This window comes from Clostridioides sp. ZZV14-6009 (genome assembly GCF_020658095.1).
In the GTDB taxonomy this organism is placed as follows: Bacteria; Bacillota; Clostridia; order Peptostreptococcales; family Peptostreptococcaceae; genus Clostridioides.
Genome location: NZ_JAGWDG010000002.1, coordinates 326728 through 347599, shown reverse-complemented (window position 1 = coordinate 347599; position 20872 = coordinate 326728). Strand labels below are relative to the sequence as shown.

General features: G+C 29.4%; 19 protein-coding genes. All 19 read left to right on the top strand.

The features are described 5' to 3' along the window. Positions 1-20 precede the first annotated feature (20 nt). The 19 genes from rbfA (at position 21) to recA (ending at position 20819) form a co-directional block, all read left to right on the top strand. Positions 21-401, top strand: a complete 381-nt coding sequence (gene rbfA / locus KGF36_RS04910; RefSeq protein WP_227434221.1) for a 30S ribosome-binding factor RbfA — start codon at positions 21-23, stop codon at positions 399-401. After that, positions 382-1365, top strand: coding sequence for a DHH family phosphoesterase (locus tag KGF36_RS04905; protein ID WP_227854584.1), 984 nt, complete (start codon positions 382-384; stop codon positions 1363-1365). Before rbfA ends, KGF36_RS04905 begins: the two co-directional genes overlap by 20 nt. Before the next feature lie 12 nt (positions 1366-1377). Then, a complete protein-coding gene (gene truB, locus KGF36_RS04900; RefSeq protein ID WP_227827196.1) occupies positions 1378-2283 on the top strand; it encodes a tRNA pseudouridine(55) synthase TruB in 906 nt (301 codons plus the stop codon). 131 nt (positions 2284-2414) lie between these two features. Further along, entirely contained in the window at positions 2415-3344 is a 930-nt protein-coding gene (locus KGF36_RS04895; protein WP_227854583.1) for a bifunctional riboflavin kinase/FAD synthetase, read from the top strand. 103 nt (positions 3345-3447) lie between these two features. Next, positions 3448-3705: a 30S ribosomal protein S15 gene (rpsO, locus tag KGF36_RS04890; RefSeq protein WP_227434225.1), complete on the top strand. Its 258-nt coding sequence runs from the start codon at positions 3448-3450 to the stop codon at positions 3703-3705. 238 nt (positions 3706-3943) lie between these two features. After that, complete coding sequence (locus KGF36_RS04885; protein WP_227854582.1) at positions 3944-4789, top strand: DegV family protein; 846 nt, start codon at positions 3944-3946, stop codon at positions 4787-4789. A gap of 124 nt (positions 4790-4913) precedes the next feature. Further along, positions 4914-7025 (top strand): polyribonucleotide nucleotidyltransferase, encoded by a 2112-nt coding sequence (pnp, locus tag KGF36_RS04880; protein ID WP_227836148.1) that lies wholly within the window; start codon positions 4914-4916, stop codon positions 7023-7025. A 250-nt stretch (positions 7026-7275) separates the two neighbouring features. Next, entirely contained in the window at positions 7276-7692 is a 417-nt protein-coding gene (locus KGF36_RS04875) for a MarR family transcriptional regulator (RefSeq protein ID WP_227854606.1), read from the top strand. A 47-nt stretch (positions 7693-7739) separates the two neighbouring features. Continuing rightward, positions 7740-9140: an MDR family MFS transporter gene (locus KGF36_RS04870; RefSeq protein WP_227850158.1), complete on the top strand. Its 1401-nt coding sequence runs from the start codon at positions 7740-7742 to the stop codon at positions 9138-9140. 384 nt (positions 9141-9524) lie between these two features. Beyond that, the gene (locus KGF36_RS04865) at positions 9525-10268 is read left to right on the top strand and encodes a polysaccharide deacetylase family protein (protein ID WP_227827201.1); all 744 of its coding nucleotides are present in this window, start codon (positions 9525-9527) and stop codon (positions 10266-10268) included. A gap of 156 nt (positions 10269-10424) precedes the next feature. Continuing rightward, positions 10425-11672, top strand: coding sequence for a M16 family metallopeptidase (locus tag KGF36_RS04860; RefSeq protein WP_227854581.1), 1248 nt, complete (start codon positions 10425-10427; stop codon positions 11670-11672). Positions 11673-11706: 34 nt separating this feature from the next. Then, entirely contained in the window at positions 11707-11952 is a 246-nt protein-coding gene (locus KGF36_RS04855; protein ID WP_003419503.1) for a YlmC/YmxH family sporulation protein, read from the top strand. A 9-nt stretch (positions 11953-11961) separates the two neighbouring features. Continuing rightward, positions 11962-13185 carry an aspartate kinase gene (gene dapG / locus KGF36_RS04850; RefSeq protein WP_227827203.1) on the top strand — a complete coding sequence of 408 codons (1224 nt, stop codon included), beginning with the start codon at positions 11962-11964 and terminating at the stop codon, positions 13183-13185. A 111-nt stretch (positions 13186-13296) separates the two neighbouring features. Then, a complete protein-coding gene (locus KGF36_RS04845; RefSeq protein ID WP_227854580.1) occupies positions 13297-14031 on the top strand; it encodes an ATP-dependent Clp protease proteolytic subunit in 735 nt (244 codons plus the stop codon). Between the two features lie 122 nt (positions 14032-14153). Beyond that, entirely contained in the window at positions 14154-16565 is a 2412-nt protein-coding gene (locus KGF36_RS04840; protein ID WP_227827205.1) for an FtsK/SpoIIIE family DNA translocase, read from the top strand. A 2-nt stretch (positions 16566-16567) separates the two neighbouring features. Beyond that, positions 16568-17626, top strand: coding sequence for a tRNA 2-selenouridine(34) synthase MnmH (gene mnmH, locus KGF36_RS04835; RefSeq protein WP_227839909.1), 1059 nt, complete (start codon positions 16568-16570; stop codon positions 17624-17626). Then, positions 17620-18954, top strand: a complete 1335-nt coding sequence (gene rimO / locus KGF36_RS04830; protein ID WP_227854579.1) for a 30S ribosomal protein S12 methylthiotransferase RimO — start codon at positions 17620-17622, stop codon at positions 18952-18954. Before mnmH ends, rimO begins: the two co-directional genes overlap by 7 nt. Then, on the top strand, positions 18941-19483 hold the full coding sequence (gene pgsA / locus KGF36_RS04825; protein ID WP_227854578.1) for a CDP-diacylglycerol--glycerol-3-phosphate 3-phosphatidyltransferase: 543 nt from the start codon (positions 18941-18943) through the stop codon (positions 19481-19483). The genes rimO and pgsA overlap by 14 nt, the downstream gene beginning before the upstream one ends. Positions 19484-19772: 289 nt before the next feature. Next, on the top strand, positions 19773-20819 hold the full coding sequence (recA, locus tag KGF36_RS04820) for a recombinase RecA (protein WP_227827209.1): 1047 nt from the start codon (positions 19773-19775) through the stop codon (positions 20817-20819). The last annotated feature ends 53 nt before the right edge of the window (positions 20820-20872 follow it).

Here is a 20872-nt window from a genome sequence, read left to right as displayed (position 1 = left end):
TAGTAAAGAAGGTCGATGGTATGGCATCATATAATAGAACAAGAAGAATTGCAGAAGAAATAAGAAAAGTAGTAAGCACTATGCTTATAAATGGAGTAAAAGACCCTAGAATAACATCTTTGGTAAGTGTAACTGATGTAGAAGTTACAAATGACCTAAGATATGCTTATGTATATGTAAGTATTCTAGGTGGAGATGAAGAATCTACATTAGCAGGACTTAAGAGTGCTGGAGGGTATATAAGAAGAGAAGTAGGAAAAAATATAAAGCTTAGATATATTCCTGAGATAATATTTAAACTTGATGATTCAATAGAAAAAGGAATGTATATGGATAGTCTTATAAAGAGAGTAAATGAAAAAAATACTCAAAAAAATGAGGATGAAAATTATGATGAATAATATTGATAGTATTATAAATTATATATATGAGGGTGACTATTTTATAGTTACCTCTCATATTAGTCCAGATGGAGATAATATTGGTTCAACACTTTCAATGTATTATACACTAAAAAGTTTAGGGAAAAATGTATATTATGTACTTGATGATGAAGCCCCATTGAATTTAAAATTTTTAGTTGAAGGTGTAGAAATTTATAAGTCTCATGAATTTGATATAAATAAGTATTCTCTAATTGCACTTGACTGCGGAGATAAGATGAGAATATGTGTAAGTGATGAAATCAAAAATAATGCATCAAAAGTAATCTGTATTGACCATCATGCTAGTAATGATTCATATGGAGATTTAAACTATGTAGATATTGATGCATCTTCTACTTGTGAACTAGTGTATAATTTATTGGTTAGATTTCAAGAAATAAAAGACATTAAGATTATAAATAAAGATATAGCAACATGTTTATATACAGGTCTTGTGACTGATACTGGAAATTTTTCCTATTCAAATGTGCATGCAAGTAGTTTTGAAATGGCAAAGAATTTACTTGTTTTAGGTGCAGAAAAAAATATTATAATACAAAATATATATCAAAGTAATTCTTCTGATTATTACAAATTATTAGGTGAAGCTTTAAAATCTTTGGAGATATTTGATTCAAAGGTATCTAGTATAATTTTAACTCAGGATATGATGAATAGAAATAACATGAGTTTCAATGATGTTGATGGTATAACAACATATACTAGAGATATAAAAGGTATTGAAGTTGGAATTTTATTTAAAGAAAAAAAACAAGATGAAATTAAAGTGAGTTTTAGGTCAAAAAATTATGTTGATGTAAGTGAAATAGCTAAAGTATTTGGTGGCGGTGGTCATATAAGAGCTGCTGGATGTACTATCAAAGATAGTATTGATAATGCTAAACAAATGGTATTAGAGGCAGTGTTAAAATCAATTTAAGGTGACAATAAAATGAATAAGATTATAAATATATTGAAACCCACAGGTATGACATCTCATGATGTTGTAAGTAGGGTAAGAAAGATTTTAAATATGAAAAAAGTTGGGCATACAGGTACTCTTGACCCAGATGCATCAGGTGTTTTACCAATATGTACAGGAAAAGCTACAAAAGTATGTGAACTTATTTTAAACAAAGATAAATCGTATATATGTGAACTTACTTTAGGTATAAGTACAGATACCTATGATTCATCTGGAGAAATTATAAAAAAAATTGATGATTTTAAGTTAAGTAATGAAGATATAGAAAGAGCTTTTGATACACAAAAAGGTGAAATAGATCAACTTCCTCCAATTTACTCAGCTTTAAAAGTAAATGGAAAGAGAATGTGTGATTTAGTAAGAAGTGGTAGAGGCTCTGAGATTACTTTAAAAACTAGAAGAATAAACATAAAAGATATAAAAATCCTTAGTATAAAAGGTAATAAAGTAATGTTTTATGTTGAATGTTCTAAAGGGACTTATGTGAGAAGCATTTGCCATGATATAGGAGAATATCTAGGATGTGGAGGACATATGTCATTTTTAAATAGAACATCTTCTGGTAAATTTAACTTGGAAAATTCGATAACGCTAGAAGAATTAGAATTATTTTATGCAAATGAAACTCTGGATAAACACTTATATGATATAGATTATGTATTGGATTCGTTTAATTATATTGTATTAAACCCTAATGCTATAAAATATTATAGTAATGGTGGTTCAATAGATGATAAGAGATTTTTAAAGAACAATCTCAGTAAAGATGATGAATTTGTAAGAGTATATAGTAAAGATAACTTCTTAGGATTAGGAAAATTATCAAAACATAATAATACAGTAAGTGTTAAAAGTGATAAGATGTTTATATAATCAATGTATTTGAAAAAACACCAAAAGAGATAGTGCTATAATAACTTCTATAGTCTATCTCTTTTACTTATGCTATAATAGTTTGTGAATAAGTTAAGAGTAAATTATAATTTTAGTGGGGAAAATTTATTATGGTGATTATAAAATCTATAGCAGAAATAGCAAACATAAAAGAAAGTGTCATTACCATAGGGAATTTTGATGGCATACACAAAGGACATCAAGTTCTTATAAAAAAAGCAGTTGAATATGCAAAAAAAGAAAATATACAGAGTATTGTATTTACATTTGCAAATCATCCTGTAAACTACTTTAGACCAAACTCAACAAAAAATATTATAAGTAATGAGGACAAAATAAAATTATTAGAAGAATTGGGAATAGATATAGTTGTAATTATACCATTTGATGAGTATATGACTAAAATACCTGCAAATGATTTTGTAGAGGAGATACTAGTAAAAAAATTAAAGGCTAAAAAAATAGTGATTGGACATGACTTTACGTTTGCCAGAGCTAAAGAAGGGAATGTCAATCTATTAAAGAGCTTAGAAAATGAATTTGGTTTTGAGGTGGAAGTAATAAAACCAATCAAAATAAATGATGTAAGAGTGAGTAGTACTTATATTAGAAGTTTAGTATCCCAAGGTGATATGACTAATGTTAAAGAGTATTTAGGTCGTAATTACAAGTTAGAAGGGTGTGTTATACATTCTAAACACCTTGGAAGAACTATGGGATTCCCAACAGCAAATATTGACCTTAAGAATAATATGCTCGTTCCAAAGAGAGGTATCTATGCTTCTATTGTACATATTGGAGATGAGGTTTATTTTGGTGCTACAAATGTAGGTTATAACCCAACAGTTAATGGAAAATCTTTGTCTATTGAAACAAACATTTTAGAATTTGACAGAGATATTTATGGTAAAAATATAATTGTTGAATTTTTGGAAAGAATAAGGGATGAGAGAAAATTTAATTCAATAAATGACTTAAAAAATCAATTGTCTAATGACACAAACTATGTATATGAAAACTATGTTTGCAAAAACAAGTAATGTATGATAAAATGATTAAGGAAAATAACCATTACTCAGCTTTTGAATACTCCAATCAATGCTTAGTAATAGGCGTTTCTAAAAAAATACGGAGGTAATCTAAATGATAAACAAAACAGAAATAATCAAAGAATATGGAAGAGTTGAAGGAGATACTGGTTCTCCAGAAGTACAAATAGCTTTATTAACAGCTAGAATAAATGATCTAAATGGACATTTAAAAACTCATAAGAAAGACCACCATTCAAGAAGAGGACTATTAAAAATGGTTGGTAGAAGAAGAAACTTATTAGCTTACTTAAAAGAAAAAGATCTTGAAGGATATAGAGCATTAATAGCTAAATTAGGATTAAGAAAGTAATTTCATTCTTTATAAAAAAGCAGGTATAGTGTATACCTGCTTTTTTATAGTTAATTTATTATAGAGTAAAATAGTTAATAATAAAAGTAATTTATACATTATAAAAAATTATAAAATGAATAATATTGGGTAAGAATATAAGGTAATATATAAATACATAATCAATTAAAAAGGAAAGACAAGATAAATATAGAAATTTTATACTATAATATTTAGTTAGAATAAGGAGGAAATTATTTTGAAAATAAAGTTAGTATGTGATAGTTTGTGCGATATTCCAGATGAAATATCAGAGAAAGATTGTATAGAAATAGTTCCACTTACAGTTATTTTTAATGATAGAGAATATATAGAAGGAGTGGATATAGATAAAGAAGAGTTTTACAAGAAAGTAAAAGAAATAAAACAAATACCTAAGACTTCACAAGCTACATATATGGAGTTTAAAGAAGTATTTGATAAGTTTATAGAAGATGGATACCATATAATCTGTTTAACAGGTGCATCAAATGCTTCAGGAACTTTTCAAAGTGCCGTAATAGCTAAAAATGATATGAATGAAAAAGAAAAAATACATATATTTGATACTCGAAACTTATCACTTGGTAGTGGGCAATATGTTATAAAGGCTTGTGAACTTGTTGAAGAAGGTTTAGGGTTTGAAGAAATAATAAATGAGTTAGAAAACATTCGTAGCAGTATAAGATTACTTTTTGCTCCATATACCCTTGATTTCTTAAAACAAAGTGGAAGGGTTCCAGTAGCAACTGCTTTAATAGGAAATATGTTGAATATAAAACCTATATTTTTCTTTGATAATGGGGAAGCTAAGTTGGTAAACAAGGTTAGAGGAGTAAAAAATATAGCAAGTAAACTAGTAGATATAATTTTAGAAATGAATGAAGGGTCTTTAGAAGGGAAAATAGTAACAATAGGTTGTGGAGATAATCTACATGATTGTGAAATATTAAAAGAAGAAGTAAATAAAAGAATAAAAGCAAGAAGAGTCTTGTTTACTAGAGGTGGAGTTTCTATTTGTTCTCATACAGGGCCAGATATATTAGCTATAAGTTGTTCTAATTAGCAGAAATATAAGCTTCTTGCATATATAGGCAAAGATAATTTTTATATTGTTAATTTATAGTATTTTTGATAATATAGTAAATAGAGTGATATACGTGTTTTTAATAAGAGGAGGACAAGCATTAATGTTTGAACATAAAATATTTAAAATGGATTTCGCAGGGAGAGAACTTTCTGTAGAAATAGGAAAAATTTGTGAAATGACTAACGGTAGCTGTATAGTTAGATACAGCGACAGTATGGTAATGGTAAATACAACTAAGTCAGCTAAGCCTAGAGACGGAATAGACTTTTTCCCTTTAAGTGTAGATTATGAAGAAAAATTATACTCTGTAGGTAAAATACCTGGAGGTTTTTTAAAGAGAGAAGGTAAGCCTTCAGAAAAAGCGATACTTACATCAAGATTGATAGATAGACCAATAAGACCATTATTTCCAAAAGGATTTAGAAATGATGTTCAGGTAGTTGCAACAGTTTTATCAGTAGATCAAGACTGCACACCAGATATAGTAGCAATGATAGGTTCATCTATAGCACTTTCTATATCAGATATACCATTTAATGGCCCAACAGGTTCAGTATGTATTGGTCTTGTAGATGGTGCATTCGTTGTAAATCCAAATGCAGAGCAAAGAGAGAAAAGTTCAATGCATCTAGTTGTTTCAGGTACAAAAGAAGCAATAATGATGGTTGAAGCTGGAGCAGATGAAGTTCCAGATGATATAATGCTAGATGCTATTTTATTTGCTCATCAAGAAATAAAAAAAGTGGTTGAATTTATAGATGGTATAGTTGCAGAAGTTGGAAAAGAAAAAATTGTTGTTGAATTATACCATGCAGGAGAAGAAATAACTCAATTGGTTCGTGAATTTGCAACTGCTAAGATGAAAGATGCAGTTCAAACTTTTGAAAAATTAGAAAGAATGGAAAAGATGGATAGAGTTAAAGAAGAAACTCTAGCTCATTTTGAAGAAACTATTGAAAATTTTGAAGAACTTATTGGTGATATAGAGGAAGTATTACAAGATATAATAAAAGAAGAAGTAAGAAAACTTATAGTGCATGAAAATGTAAGACCAGATAATAGAAAATTAGAAGAAATCAGACCTATATGGTGTGAAACTGGTATGATACCTAGAGCTCATGGTTCAGCTATATTTACTAGAGGACAAACTCAAGTACTTAATGTAGCTACTTTAGGTGCTTTAGGAGATGTTCAAAAGTTAGATGGATTAGATGAAGAAGAAAACAAAAGATATATGCATCACTATAATTTCCCAGCATATAGTGTTGGAGAAGCTAGACCATCAAGAGGTCCAGGTAGAAGAGAAATAGGACATGGTGCTTTAGCTGAGAGAGCTTTATTACCAGTGATACCATCTCAAGAAGACTTCCCTTATGCTATTAGATTAGTTTCTGAAGTATTGAGTTCAAATGGTTCTACATCTCAAGCGAGTGTATGTGGTTCAACATTATCTCTGCTTGATGCAGGTGTGCCTATAAGAGACATGGTTGCAGGTATAGCAATGGGACTTATAAAGCATGATGGCAAGGTAGCAGTGCTTTCAGATATACAAGGTATGGAAGACCACTTAGGAGACATGGACTTTAAAGTGGCTGGGACAGAACATGGTATAACTGCAATACAAATGGATATAAAAATAGATGGTATAGATAAAGAAGTTCTACAACGTGCTTTAAAACAAGCTAAGGAAGGTAGAATTCATATACTAGGAGAAATGAGAAAAACTATATCTCAACCAAAACCAGAGCTTTCACCATATGCACCTAAGATTGTTAAAATGCAAATAAATCCTGACAAAATAAAAGATGTAATAGGACCTGGTGGAAAGATAATAACTAAGATAATAGATGAAACTGGAGTTAAGATAGATATTGAACAAACTGGAGAAGTATTCATATCAGGTATTGAAATTGATATGATTAATAGAGCTCAAGAACTTATAAATAATATAGTTATTGAACCAGAAGTAGGAAAAACTTACAAAGGTAAAGTAAGTAGAATAATGAATTTTGGAGCATTTATTGAAATACTTCCAGGAAAAGAAGGATTACTTCATATATCTCATATAGCTCATGAAAGAGTTGCTAAGGTTGAAGATGTATTAAATATAGGAGATGAAGTTGAAGTTAAAGTTACAGAAATAGATGAAAAAGGAAGAGTTAACTTATCTAGAAAAGTTCTTTTACCAAAACCAGAGCATAAAAATAAATAATGTATTAAATAATTAAAGGCAAAATCTTAGGGTTTTGCTTTTTTATTGTATAAATATACTTAGTACAAATATTTGAGAAGTTTAAGTGCTAAATAATTAAGTATCATTACGAATATATAATCTCTTATTATAATATTTTATTGCTAATGTGATAATGACTATTAAACATCATGTTAATATTGATTTTATTGACAATATATGGTAAATTACTAATAGTGTTAGCGATTAAGGAGGTGATAATGTGGACTATATGGAATTAGCACTTGAACTTGGAAAGGTTAAGACGTTGATGGTAAAAATACCACATAAAGATAAAATTGCAGATATACAAAGTGGTGAAAAATTTGTATTGGGTTATTTATCTAAAAACAATAAAAAAGTAAACCCAAAAGAAATAAGTAGTACTATGAATGTTAGTACTGCTAGAATGTCTGCTATTCTTAATCAGTTAGAATCAAAGGAAATGATTGAGCGCTGTGTTGACCCACAAAATGGTAGACAGACACTAGTTCAATTAATGCCTAAGGGAATACAACAGCAGAAAATAAATGAAAAAGAATTTTTAGAGTATACAGTTAAATTTTTAAAAGCACTAGGTCCAGAAGATGCTATTGCTTACATACGTATTCAAAAAAAGATTATAAAGTTTTTTGAAGATAAAAAATAGAGATATTTCTTAAGCGTTGCTAATAAAAACAGAAAGAAGGTAAAGACATGAATTTAAATAAGCAATCTAGAAATATGATTTTTGCTGTACTATTGATTGGATCTATAGTTGGCTCATTACTTCAGACATCTCTTACTACTGCATTGCCAGTTATGATGGGGGATTTAAATATATCAGCCACAACAGCTCAATGGCTTACTAGTGCATATACACTTGCTATGGGAATTATGGTTCCTGCAACTGCATTTTTGATTAGGAGATTTCCAACAAAACCACTTTTCATTAGTGCTATGAGTCTTTTTGCGGTAGGATTGTTGCTTTCTGCTAGTGCATCTTCATTTACACCTCTCTTGTTTGGACGTATATTGCAAGCAATGGGTAATGGAGTGTTGCTATCTATGACACAAGTAATAATTTTAACAATTTATCCTGCAGAGCAAATGGGCTCCATAATGGGTATATACGGTTTGGCTGCTGGTGCTGCTCCAATATTTGCGCCAACTCTAGCAGGAATTGTCATTGATATTTTTAATTGGCAAGCTATTTTTTGGTTTTCTTTAGTTATAAGTATTATTGACATTATTATAGCATCTAGAGTGTTACAAAATGTAATAGAGACAAAAAAACAATCATTTGATACGTTTTCTATGATTTTATGTGCAGTGGGATTTAGTGGCCTTTTGCTTGGACTTGGGAATATTGGAACAACTGAGTTTTTCAGTATAAATATTGCTTTGCCATTATTTGTAGGTATAGTATCAATTATAGCATTTTCTTTGCGTCAGATTCACTCAAAAGAGCCATTTCTAGAACTTCGTATTCTTAAGAATAAAAGTTATAGACTTGCTGTAATTATAAGTATGCTTCTATATGTTGTAATGATGGCAGGTTCCACTTTAATTCCAATATATATCCAGACAGTAAGAGGATTTTCAGCAACTAAGTGTGGTCTCATTATGATGCCAGGTTCTCTTGTAATGGCACTTATAAGTCCTTTTGCAGGTAGATTTTATGATAGGTTTGGAATACGAAAGCTAGTTGTATGTGGAAGTATATTCTTGGCAATAAGTTGTCTTGGTGTATCTTTTGTAGGAAAAGATACTTCAGTATTGTATATCTCTGTTTTTTATATTATACGTCTGATAGCTATTGGATTAATTATGATGCCTATTGTTACTTGGGGAATGAGTGTGCTTGGGGAAAAAAATATTGCTCATGGAACAGCATTACTTACTTCATTGCGTACAATAGCTGGTGCTATTGGCTCAGCAGTTTTTGTTGCAGTAATGACAACTGCTACAGTAACATCACGAGGTATGACAAATACTACAGCAAATGTATTTGGAATAGATGTTGCATTTATTTGTATTTCAATTGTTGCAGTAGTTCAGCTTTTAGTGGCTCTCTTTTTTATAGAAAGAAAAAGTTTAAAGAAATCAACAAATTAAAGATTATTTATAGATTTCAAAAGTACAATTACATAAACATATTCTAGTTATTATAATATATTTTCAAGTATGAAATTAAACTTTTGAACATGAAATAAAAAGCCTCTGTTACTCTTTCTAACAGAGGCTTTTTATATAAAATGTATTACATACTCTTGTATTAAAAGTAACAGTAGAAAGTACTGTAGGAAATTCTAAAATGATAGGAAAAGTAAAGAGCTAATTAAAAAGCTGTTTAATAATATAGGTTTATTTAAGAGATTTTTAATAGAATTTTTTATTGATATACAGAGAAAGGTTTATGTTATATTTAGTGCATAAATAGAGCTTTCCTTTAATAGTATTAAATAAGAAACAATTTGTACATAATTAGGGGGAGTTTTAATGATAATGATGGTACTTAATAAGAGTAAGCTCAAAAAAATTATAATACTAATTTTAGTGATATTATTAGGATTATCAGGAGGGGTAATGGTATTAAAATTGTTTAACAATAAGCCCGTTTTTAACTTGTTTAATGGAGTAGATTTACCATATGAGAGAGGTACAAAAGATAAAAGTGGATACGTTGCATTAACATGCAACGTAGACCTTGGATGGGAAACAGAGTACATAGAATCTATTTTGGAAACTCTTAAAAAAGAGAATGTAAAGATTACTTTTAATGTAACTGGGAAGTGGGCAGAAAAAAATAAAGACGAATTATTGAAGATAAAGAAACAAGGGCATGAAATAGGCAATCATGGATACAAACATTTAGATTATTCGACACTATCATATGAGGATAACTATGAACAAATAGAAACCTCTAAAAAGATAATTGAAGAAATTATAAATGAGAAGACTAAGTTTTTTCAAGCTCCAGCAGGTTCTTTTGGAGCAGAAACAGTAAAGGCTGCTAAAGAATTAGGATATACTTCAATTAAATGGGATGCTGACACTATAGACTGGAAATATAAAGATCAACCAGAAGTAATTATAGATAGAATGAAGAAAAAAGATATTAAAGATAGTAGTATAATCTTAATGCACCCAACTGATGCAACGACAAAATGTATAGATGATATTATAGCAATTGTAAGAGAAAAAGGATTAAAACCAGGTAAACTTAGTGATGTATTTAAGTAGACAAAGTATAAATATTTGATTAAGATTGTATAAGTTGTAGTTGAATTAATTAAAAGACTGACTTATAATGTAATACATATAAAAATAAATAGAATTAGAACATAGTGTTTTCAATAATCCAATGTAACATAAAGAATAAATTTTTAGGAGAATGTAATGTATAAGACAAAAATACTGGAAAATGGGCTTACAATAATTGGGGAAGAAATACCATATCTAAAGTCAATAATGTTAGGTATTTGGATAAATGCAGGGTCTAGAATAGAAGAAGAAGAGGTAAGTGGAACTTCTCATTTTATAGAACATATGATGTTTAAAGGAACCAAAAATAGAACCTCAAAAGAGATTGCTAGCACAATTGACAATTTAGGTGGGCAAATCAATGCATTTACAAGTAAAGAATGTACATGTTATTATGTAAAATTAATAGATGAGCATATAGATACAGGAATAGATGTATTAAGTGATATGATACTAAATTCTAGATTTGATAAAAATGATATAGATAAGGAAAGACTTATAATATTGGAGGAACTTAAGATGTATGAAGATTCTCCAGACGATTTATCTTATGATTTATTAGTCGAAAATATATATGCTAATGATGGTTTAGGGATGAATATAATTGGGACAAAAGATTCTCTATACAATATAACTAAGGAGTCTATGTTAGAGTACTTAAACAAATATTATATTCCAAATAATGCTGTTATTTCTATAGTTGGAAACTTTGATTTTGATGATATGGTAGATAAACTTAAATCTAAATTTGGAAACTGGAAAAAGAGAAGCTTAAGTATAGACATAACTGAGGCCAAGTTTAATCCTTGTTTTATATCAAAAAACAAAGATACTGAACAGGTAAACTTAGCTATGTGTCTAAAAGGTATTCCATTTGAAAATGATGATGAAGTTTATTCAATGGCGGTGGTAAACAATATTTTTGGTGGAAGTATAAGCTCAAGACTTTTTCAGAAGATAAGGGAGGAAAAAGGTTTAGTATATTCAATATACTCGTCACAAACACTATACAGAAAATGTGGTGAATTAGGTATATTCGCAAGTATGAGTACAGAAAATTTGCAAGATGTTTATAATTTAATAAAAGAAGAAATTGAAAATATAAGAAAAAATTATCTTACAGAAAAAGAAATATTTGAAAGTAAGGAACAACTAAAAGGTAATTATATATTGGATTTAGAAAGTACTAGCAGTAGAATGATGTCTACTGGTAAATCTATGTTGTTGAGTAAAAAAGTAAAAACTACAGATGAAATACTTGAATGTATAAATAATGTTGATATTAATTCAGTAAAAAAAGTTGTTGATAAGGTATTCAATATAGAAAATATTGGTACATGTATAGTTGGAAGAGATGTAGAAGATATTCTGCATTTGGATTAATATTTTAAAAAGTGAATCTCTGGAGGTATAAAATATGAATTTATCTGAAATAGCAGGTAAGGAAATAGTTAACTTAGTCACAGGAGAAAGATTAGGAGTTATTGGAGAGTGTGACCTTATACTAGATGAAACTACAGGCGGGATATTGGCGCTTTTAATTCCAAAAGAAAAAGGCTTTTTTGCCAGAAGAAAAGATAAGTCATTTTTAGAAGTTCCATGGAGAAATGTAAAAAAAATAGGCAATGATATGATAATTATAGAATATGAGGGATATATTTAGGAGGAAAAAATGAGTATTTTAGTGCAAAAGTTTGGTGGGACATCAGTAGAATCATATGAAAAAATGAATGAAGTATGTAAGATAGTAAAAGCATACAGAGATAATGATGAAGAGTTACAATTAGTATTAGTAGTTTCAGCAATGGGTAGAAAGGGCGCTCCATATGCAACAGATACACTTATAAATCTGTGTAATTCAGTAAATGATGAACCAAATAAAAGAGAACTTGATTTAATAATGTCTTGTGGTGAAATAATATCAGGGACAATTCTTGCTAATTTATTAAATGCAAAAGGTATAGAATCTGTTTTCTTTACTGGTCAACAAGCAGGTATAATTACAAGTGATGAGTATTCTAATGCTAAAATAAAATATATAAACCCTAAAAAGGTAAAAAGAGCATTAGATGATGGCAAAGTTGTTGTTATAGCTGGATTTCAAGGTGTAACAGATGATGGTGAAGTAACTACTCTTGGAAGAGGTGGAAGTGATACATCAGCAGTTGCTATTGGTAAATCTTTGGAATGTGAGACAGTTGAAATTTACACTGATGTAGATGGTATAATGACTGCAGACCCTAGAGTAGAACCAAATGCTAAAGTATTGAGTTTTATAGATTATGAAGAAGTATTTCAAATGGCAGATAAAGGAGCTAAGGTAATACATCCAAGAGCAGTACAGTTAGCTAAAAGTGGAAATATAACTCTAGCAATAAAAAATACAATGAATCCAACTTTTGAAGGTACAAAAATAGGTTCTTTATGTAAGCATTTAGAACAAAATATAGAATATGAACAAGAAAAAGACCTTAAAGTTGCTGTTGCAAATAAAGATAGTGTTGCTCAAGTTAAGATTAAATCAGCAGAAGAAGTGTTTACAGAAGTATTAAATGAAATAGAAAAGAAACTTATAAATATAGATATGATAAATTTCTTTATATCAGAAAAAGCCTTTGTTATTGAAGATGCTGATATAAAAGAATTAAAAGAAATACTAGATAAATTTGAATTAGATTATGAAGTAAATAGAGATTGTGCTAAAGTAACATTGATATGTTCAAGAATAGCTGATGAAATGTCTGGTATCATGTCAAAAGTAGTTAGAGGTTTATCAAAAGCAGGAGTATCTCTTTTACAAACATCAGATTCAAATATGACTATATCTTGTTTAGTTAGTGAAGAAGATATGCATACAGCAGTACATGCAATACACCAACAATTTTATGTAAAATAAGAATCGTAATGCAATTACTTTTATTCAAAATTTAATAATTTTTCGTATATCTTAATATATTTGATTTATTTGGCAAAACTAAGTTAAATATATTTTGATAGGAGTTTTTTTATGAAAGATTATAAAGATGATAATGAAACATTTGATAAAGATAATTGTAGAAGAGATTCTAGCTGTGAGGAAAGAGAATGTATAAAACAATTTGGCACTAGTGAGATGCCTCCTCAGCCTCCTAAAGATACCCAATGTATAACTATAATTGGAGAAATTGAAGGTCATTTTATAGGAAATCCTCAGAAAAAAGCTACAAAGTATGAACATATAATTCCAATGCTTTATTCAATTGAGGAAAGTAATGATGTTAAAGGAGTACTAGTTGTTTTAAATACTGTTGGAGGAGATATTGAGGCAGGTCTAGCTATTGCAGAACTTTTAAATAGTACATCCAAAAAAGTAGTTACTCTTGTATTAGGGGGAAGTCATAGTATAGGTGTTCCTCTTGCTACTGCAGGTGATTACTCATTTATAGCTCCAACTGCAACAATGATTATACATCCTGTAAGAACAACTGGACTTGTAATAGGTATAAATGAAACTTTCGAGTATTTTAAAAAGATGCAAGAGAGAATAATTCAATTTATCATAAGAACATCTAATATCGAAAGAGATATACTTGATAAACTTATGCATGAGAAAGATGAGCTTATAAGTGATGTTGGTAGTGTTTTAATAGGAAAAGAAGCTGTAGATTACGGGATTATAGATGAAGTTGGTGGATTAAAAGATGCTATTAAAAAATTAAAAGAGCTTATAAAAGAATCAGAGGAAGAAAAAAATAATGATTAAAATTTGTTTAAATAATAAAATTTATGATATAATGATGTAATAAAGTAGGAGTGTTAGTGTTAAGGCATTAGCACTTTTTGCTATGAAGGGGTAAAACTTGCTAAAAATAAGGAGTGATATTAATGGCCACGAAAAAGAAGAAAAAAAAGAAGGTAAATACCTTAAGCTTTAATGCAGAATATCATAATTTGATAACAATATTTATAGGTGTATTTTTATTATATAGTTTAAATTCTAATTCTATGGGATGGATACCTGTGATAATGCAAAATCTCTTTAAAGGATTATTTGGAGGACTTTCCATAGCAATACCATTTATAGTAATTATAACAGGACTTCTAGGGTTTTTTGATGGAAATGAATATATATATAGATTGAGAAAGACTAAATTATACTACATAATTATTTTATTTATTTTTGTATTTTATGGATTGTTAAATGCAGGAACTCTTCCTGTAGATAGCCCACTAAAAGGTAATATGTTTGATGATGTTATGAAATTGGGTGTAAGTGGACAAGGTAGTGGCTTAATAGCAACAACCATTGCGTATTATATGAGTAAAATATTTGGTATAGCAGGTGGATGGCTAATAAGTATATTTGCTCTTATACTTTCTATAATGTTTATATTTAATATTTCTATAAAAGATTTGGTATCAAATGCAAAGTCAAAATCTAAAGCATCAAAAGACAGTAATTTAACTTTTAAAGATAAAATTTCAAATATGAAAAAATCTGCAATAGATATGATAACTGATGAAGTGGACGATACTACTGTAAATAAGAAGCCTGGATTTTTTAAAGGGTTAATGTCAAAAGGCCGTGACAATGAAGATGAAGAAGATGAATATTTAGAAGAAGAAAATGGTGATGGTGTAGACGATAAGACTATTAAAATAGTTGGTTTTAACAAGGCAGAAGATGAATATTTAGAAATATTAGAAGGAACTCAAAGTATGCCAGAACTAGATGTTTTAAAAGAGTTACAGAAAGCTACAAATGAAAATTCAGTTGTGGAGACTAAACCAGAAAAGAAAGTTGATATAAGCAAATCTAATTTAGATGTAGAAAAAACTCAACCAATAAGCATTGTATCAGAGTCAAATAATGAAGACTATTCAAATTATAAAAAACCTAGTGTTGAACTTTTAAATAAAGTAAATAAAAAATCTGATGAAAATGGCAAAAAGAAGGTTTTAAAAAATGCCTCTCTTTTAGAAAAGACACTTTCAGATTTTGGAGTAGAAGCAAAGATTAATCAAGTTACAGTTGGTCCAACTATAACAAGATATGAGATACAGCCAAGTCCAGGGGTTAAAGTAAGTAAAATTGTAAACTTAACTGATGATATAGCTTTAAGTTTAGCAGCTAAAAGTATAAGAATTGAAGCGCCAATTCCTGGGAAAAGTGCAATTGGAATAGAAGTTCCAAATGAGGAAGCTCAAATGGTTGGAGTAAGAGAAGTTCTAGAAAGTGAAGAGTTTAATAATTTTGATTCTCCTCTTGCAATGGGGCTTGGGAAAGATGTAGCAGGCAAAATTATAATTGGAGATATAGGTAAGATGCCACATTTACTTATAGCTGGTTCTACAGGTTCAGGAAAGAGTGTCTGTGTAAACACTTTGATAAGTAGTATATTATATAAGGCAAACCCTGATGAAGTAAAATTACTTTTAATAGACCCAAAAGTGGTTGAACTTGCAAATTATAATGGAATACCACATCTTCTGATACCTGTAGTTACAGACCCTAAAAAAGCTGCTAATGCCTTAAACTGGGCAGTGACAGAGATGAATAGAAGATATAAACTATTTGCAGATGCTCAAGTAAAAGATGTAACAAGTTATAATGAAAAATCAGAGGAAAAATTACCTAAAATAGTAATAATAATAGATGAGTTAGCAGATTTAATGATGGCAAGCGCAAATGATGTAGAGGATTATATTTGTAGATTAGCTCAGATGGCCAGAGCTGCTGGAATGCACCTGATTGTAGCTACACAAAGACCATCCGTTGATGTCATAACAGGTGTTATAAAAGCTAATATACCGTCTAGAATAGCATTTGCAGTGTCATCTCAAACTGATTCAAGAACAATACTTGATATGGGTGGGGCAGAGAAACTTTTAGGTAAAGGTGATATGCTATTTTATCCACTTGGAGCGGCAAAACCAGTTAGACTTCAAGGTGCATTTATATCAGAAAGTGAGTCAGAAAGAGTAATTGATTTTGTAAAAGACCAGGTTAAGGATGGAATAAAGTATGAGGAAGATATAATTGAAACTATATCTAAAGTTAATACATCAAAATCTAGCGATGAGGATGAATTTTTAAGTGAGGCAATAGAATTTGTTGTAGAAAGTGGTCAAGCATCTGCTTCTATGTTGCAAAGAAGATTTAAAATAGGATTTAATAGAGCAGCTAGACTTATTGACTCTATGGAAGAAAGAGGTATAATTGGAGCTAGCGAGGGAAGTAAGCCAAGAAAGGTACTAATAAGCAAACAAGATTTGCAGAATTTAGAAGGTGAATAGAATTGTCGGTTATAGAAATAGAAAAGGCACTTAAGCTAGAAAAAGTAGTTTTTGTAGATGTAAGAACAGAAGGGGAATATGAAGAAGACCATATATTAAATGCTTTTAATATGCCCCTTTTTAAAAACAATGAGCATAATGAAGTTGGAACTATTTATAAGATGCAGGGAAAGCATGAAGCAATACAAAAGGGATTTGATTATGTATCGTATAAGCTAAAGGATATATATTTACAAGCAGCAGAGCTTACAGCAAATTATGATAATATTGTCATATATTGTGCAAGAGGCGGAATGAGAAGTGGAAGTATAGTAAATGTATTGTCATCATTAGGTGTAAATGTTTATCAACTTGAAGGTGGATATAAGGCTTATAGAAACTTTGTATTGGATTACTTAAGAAATATAATGAATACAAAGAACTTTATATCTGTGCATGGATTAACTGGCTCAGGAAAGACTGATTTATTGCATTTATTGAAGAAAAAAGAAATAGATGTATTAGATTTAGAAGGAATAGCTAAAAATAGTGGTTCAACTTTTGGTTTTATAACATTTGATGAGAAGCCACCATCTCAAAAGAACTTTGAAACTAAATTATTTGAAAGTATATTTTTCTCAAAAAAGGATTATATATTTGTTGAAAGTGAAAGTAAGCGAGTTGGAAGTGTCACAGTTCCTAATGAAATCTTCGATGCAATGATACGAGATGGGTATCATATACTACTGGAATGTGATATTGATAATAGAGTCAATAGACTTTGTAGAGATTATATTTATGGTAAAGATGAAGATAATATATTGGTTTTAAAAGAGTGTATAAATAAATTCAGAAAAAGATTGGGTCATAAAGCAGTAGATGAATATATTGATTTATTAGAATTAGGCAAATATGAAGAACTTGTAAAAAAATATCTTATAGAATATTACGACCCACTTTATATGCATTCAGTGGAAAAATATAAGTACAATAAAATTGTAAATTTTGATGACACACAAAAAGCCCTAGAATATGTTATAGGCTTATATGAGAGCATATTGGAAGGAGAGAAAAAATGTTAAAGATAGCATTAGAATCATTAGGATGCTCAAAAAATTTGGTGGATGCAGAAATAATGATGGGAATTTTAAATAAAAAAGGTTATAAATTGATAGGAGATTTTGCAGAAGCTGATGTAATTATAGTAAATACTTGTGGGTTTATAGAGTCAGCTAAGCAAGAATCAATTGATACTATAATAGAATTTGCAGAATTAAAACAGACTGGGAATCTAAAGCTGTTGATAGTAACAGGATGTTTAGCTCAAAGATACTCTGAGGAATTAAAAACTGAAATTCCAGAAATAGATGCAATAGTTGGTACAGGAAGCTACCAAAATATAGATGATATACTTAAAGATTTGAGTGAGAAACATCAAATTGTAAGTCTTGATGATATAGAGTTTGTATTTAATGAGGACTTACCAAGATATCTATCTACGCCTAGCTATATGGCATACTTAAAAATTGGAGAAGGATGTTCCAATAATTGTACTTATTGTATAATACCTAAGCTTAGAGGTAAATATAGAAGTAGAAGATTTGAAGATATAATTAAAGAAGCAAATAAATTGGCTGAATCTGGAGTAAAAGAACTTGTAGTTATAGCTCAAGATACTACAAAGTATGGTTTTGATTTATATGGTAAAGAGAGATTACCAGAACTTTTAGAAGAACTTGCAAAGATAAATGGGCTTAAATGGATAAGAGTCATGTACTCATATCCAGAATCAATAACAGAAGAATTGATTAAAGTTATAAAAGAACATGATAATATATGTAGCTATTTTGATATGCCAATACAACATGCAAGTAACAGTATTTTAAAGTTAATGAATAGAAAAACTAGTAAAGAGGATATATTAAATAAAATTAAACTTATAAGAAAGAATATACCAGATGCTATACTTAGAACTACAATAATAGTAGGTTTTCCTGGTGAAACAGAAGAAGATTTTAAACAGCTTGTAAATTTTGTCAAAGAAGTTAAATTTGATAGGTTAGGTGCATTTGCATATTCAAGAGAAGAAGATACACCAGCAGATAAATTACCAAATCATATAGATGAAGAAGTAAAAATACAAAGAAGAGATACTTTAATGATGATTCAACAAAAAATATCTGAAGAACTTAATGATAAAAAAATAGGAAAAACATATGAAGTACTAATAGAAGAGCAAATAGAAGATAATGTATATACAGGAAGAACACAGGGCGATGCAGAAGAAATTGATAGTATAGTATATGTAAAAAGTGTAGATAATCTTGAAGTAGGAGAATTCGTAAGTGTTCAAATAAATGATGCAATGGAATACGATTTAATGGGAGATGTTGTATATGAACTTGCCTAACAAATTAACTTTGTTTAGAATATTTTTAATTCCAGTATTTGTTTTAATAATGTTATTTAATGTACCAAACAAGTTTTTATTAGCTTGTATTATTTTTATAGTAGCTTCAATTACTGATGCACTAGATGGAAAAATAGCTAGAAAGTATAACTTAGTCACTGATTTTGGGAAGTTTATGGACCCATTAGCAGACAAATTATTAGTAATCTCAGCACTTACATGTATGATAGAAGATGGTCTAGTAAGTAGTTGGATGGTAATTATAATAGTAGCTAGAGAACTTACAGTTAGTATATTGAGGGCTATAGCAGCTGCTGATGGAAAAATAATAGCAGCTGGTGGCAGTGGAAAACTTAAAACTATAACTCAAATGGTATCAGTAGTGATTTTATTGTTAGGAGCTCAGTTTGAAAATGAATTAATACTAAATATAGGTGGAATTCTTATACTTATAGCAACACTGCTTACTTTATATTCTGGATGGGAATACCTATATAAAAATAAAGAACTTTTCATGTCTTCAAAATAGAATATTATCATTTAAAAAACATAAATTGATTGATTAATAAATAAAAAATAGCAACTTAAAACTTTAAAAATGTAAAAAAGGGTATACTATTATAGTATACCTCTTTTCTTTTTCGGTAATATTTTCTTTTGTGTATATAATTATTGATAATGGTTTATAAATAAAATGTAGCAAATAAAAATATAATCATTAGGAGCGTTTTTAAATTGACTAGGTTTGATTTATGTTATATAATTAATATATAACAAGAGAACAAATGTTTGTAGATAAATGAAGGGATGGTATAGAGATGAGTGTAGATCAAGAAAAATTAAAAGCGTTGAATGAAGCTTTAGGTAAAATTGAAAAAGATTTTGGTAAAGGTTCAGTAATGAAATTGGGAGAAGCAACGTCTATGTCTATAGATGTTATATCAACAGGAGCAATCGGTTTAGATATAGCTATTGGTATAGGAGGTCTACCTAGAGGGAGAATAGTTGAAATATATGGTCCAGAATCTTCTGGTAAGACGACTGTTGCACTTAGTTGTGTAGCATCAGCTCAAAAAAATGGAGGAATAGCTGCATTTATAGATGCTGAACATGCACTTGACCCAGTATATGCAAAAGCATTAGGTGTGGATGTTGATAATCTAATCATATCTCAACCAGATACAGGAGAACAAGCCTTAGAAATAGCAGAGGCATTAATAAGAAGTGGTGCAATTGATATAATAGTAATAGATTCAGTTGCAGCATTGGTTCCAAAAGCAGAAATAGACGGAGATATGGGTGATTCTCATGTAGGTTTACAAGCTAGACTTATGTCTCAAGCACTTAGAAAATTAACTGGTTCGATTAAAAAATCAAATTGTGTTGCTATATTTATAAACCAATTAAGAGAGAAAGTAGGAATAATGTTTGGAAATCCAGAAACGACTACTGGAGGACGTGCATTAAAGTTCTACTCATCAGTTAGATTGGATGTTAGAAAAATAGACACAATAAAACAAGGTGACAAGGTTATAGGAAGCAGAACAAGAGTTAAGGTTGTTAAAAACAAAGTAGCACCACCATTTAAACAATCTGAATTTGATATAATGTATGGAGAAGGTATATCAAAAATTGGAGATCTTTTAGATATAGCTGCTGACATAGATATAGTTAAAAAATCAGGTTCATGGTATAGTTACAATGATACTAAACTTGGACAAGGAAGGGAAAATGTAAAAAAATTCCTAGAGGATAATATGGATTTAACTAATGAAATAGATGAAAAAGTTAGAACATTTTACAATTTAAATGAGGTTAGTGAAGAAGCTGGTACTTTGGTATCAGAAGACGTTGTTGAAAAATAAGTGAAAATATAAAAAAATAACTATTAAATAAGGACATACCACGCTCCCTATTA

What these genes read in the sequence shown, in the direction of transcription:
- KGF36_RS04865 (WP_227827201.1), top strand. Translation starts at nt 9,525, where the DNA reads ATGATAATGATGGTACTTAATAAGAGTAAGCTCAAAAAAATTATAATA.
- pnp (WP_227836148.1), top strand. Translation starts at nt 4,914, where the DNA reads ATGTTTGAACATAAAATATTTAAAATGGATTTCGCAGGGAGAGAACTT.
- KGF36_RS04855 (WP_003419503.1), top strand. Translation starts at nt 11,707, where the DNA reads ATGAATTTATCTGAAATAGCAGGTAAGGAAATAGTTAACTTAGTCACA.
- KGF36_RS04840 (WP_227827205.1), top strand. Translation starts at nt 14,154, where the DNA reads ATGGCCACGAAAAAGAAGAAAAAAAAGAAGGTAAATACCTTAAGCTTT.
- rbfA (WP_227434221.1), top strand. Translation starts at nt 21, where the DNA reads ATGGCATCATATAATAGAACAAGAAGAATTGCAGAAGAAATAAGAAAA.
- rimO (WP_227854579.1), top strand. Translation starts at nt 17,620, where the DNA reads ATGTTAAAGATAGCATTAGAATCATTAGGATGCTCAAAAAATTTGGTG.
- KGF36_RS04870 (WP_227850158.1), top strand. Translation starts at nt 7,740, where the DNA reads ATGAATTTAAATAAGCAATCTAGAAATATGATTTTTGCTGTACTATTG.
- recA (WP_227827209.1), top strand. Translation starts at nt 19,773, where the DNA reads ATGAGTGTAGATCAAGAAAAATTAAAAGCGTTGAATGAAGCTTTAGGT.
- pgsA (WP_227854578.1), top strand. Translation starts at nt 18,941, where the DNA reads ATGAACTTGCCTAACAAATTAACTTTGTTTAGAATATTTTTAATTCCA.
- KGF36_RS04875 (WP_227854606.1), top strand. Translation starts at nt 7,276, where the DNA reads ATGGAATTAGCACTTGAACTTGGAAAGGTTAAGACGTTGATGGTAAAA.
- KGF36_RS04860 (WP_227854581.1), top strand. Translation starts at nt 10,425, where the DNA reads ATGTATAAGACAAAAATACTGGAAAATGGGCTTACAATAATTGGGGAA.
- KGF36_RS04845 (WP_227854580.1), top strand. Translation starts at nt 13,297, where the DNA reads ATGAAAGATTATAAAGATGATAATGAAACATTTGATAAAGATAATTGT.
- KGF36_RS04895 (WP_227854583.1), top strand. Translation starts at nt 2,415, where the DNA reads ATGGTGATTATAAAATCTATAGCAGAAATAGCAAACATAAAAGAAAGT.
- KGF36_RS04905 (WP_227854584.1), top strand. Translation starts at nt 382, where the DNA reads ATGAAAATTATGATGAATAATATTGATAGTATTATAAATTATATATAT.
- truB (WP_227827196.1), top strand. Translation starts at nt 1,378, where the DNA reads ATGAATAAGATTATAAATATATTGAAACCCACAGGTATGACATCTCAT.
- dapG (WP_227827203.1), top strand. Translation starts at nt 11,962, where the DNA reads ATGAGTATTTTAGTGCAAAAGTTTGGTGGGACATCAGTAGAATCATAT.
- rpsO (WP_227434225.1), top strand. Translation starts at nt 3,448, where the DNA reads ATGATAAACAAAACAGAAATAATCAAAGAATATGGAAGAGTTGAAGGA.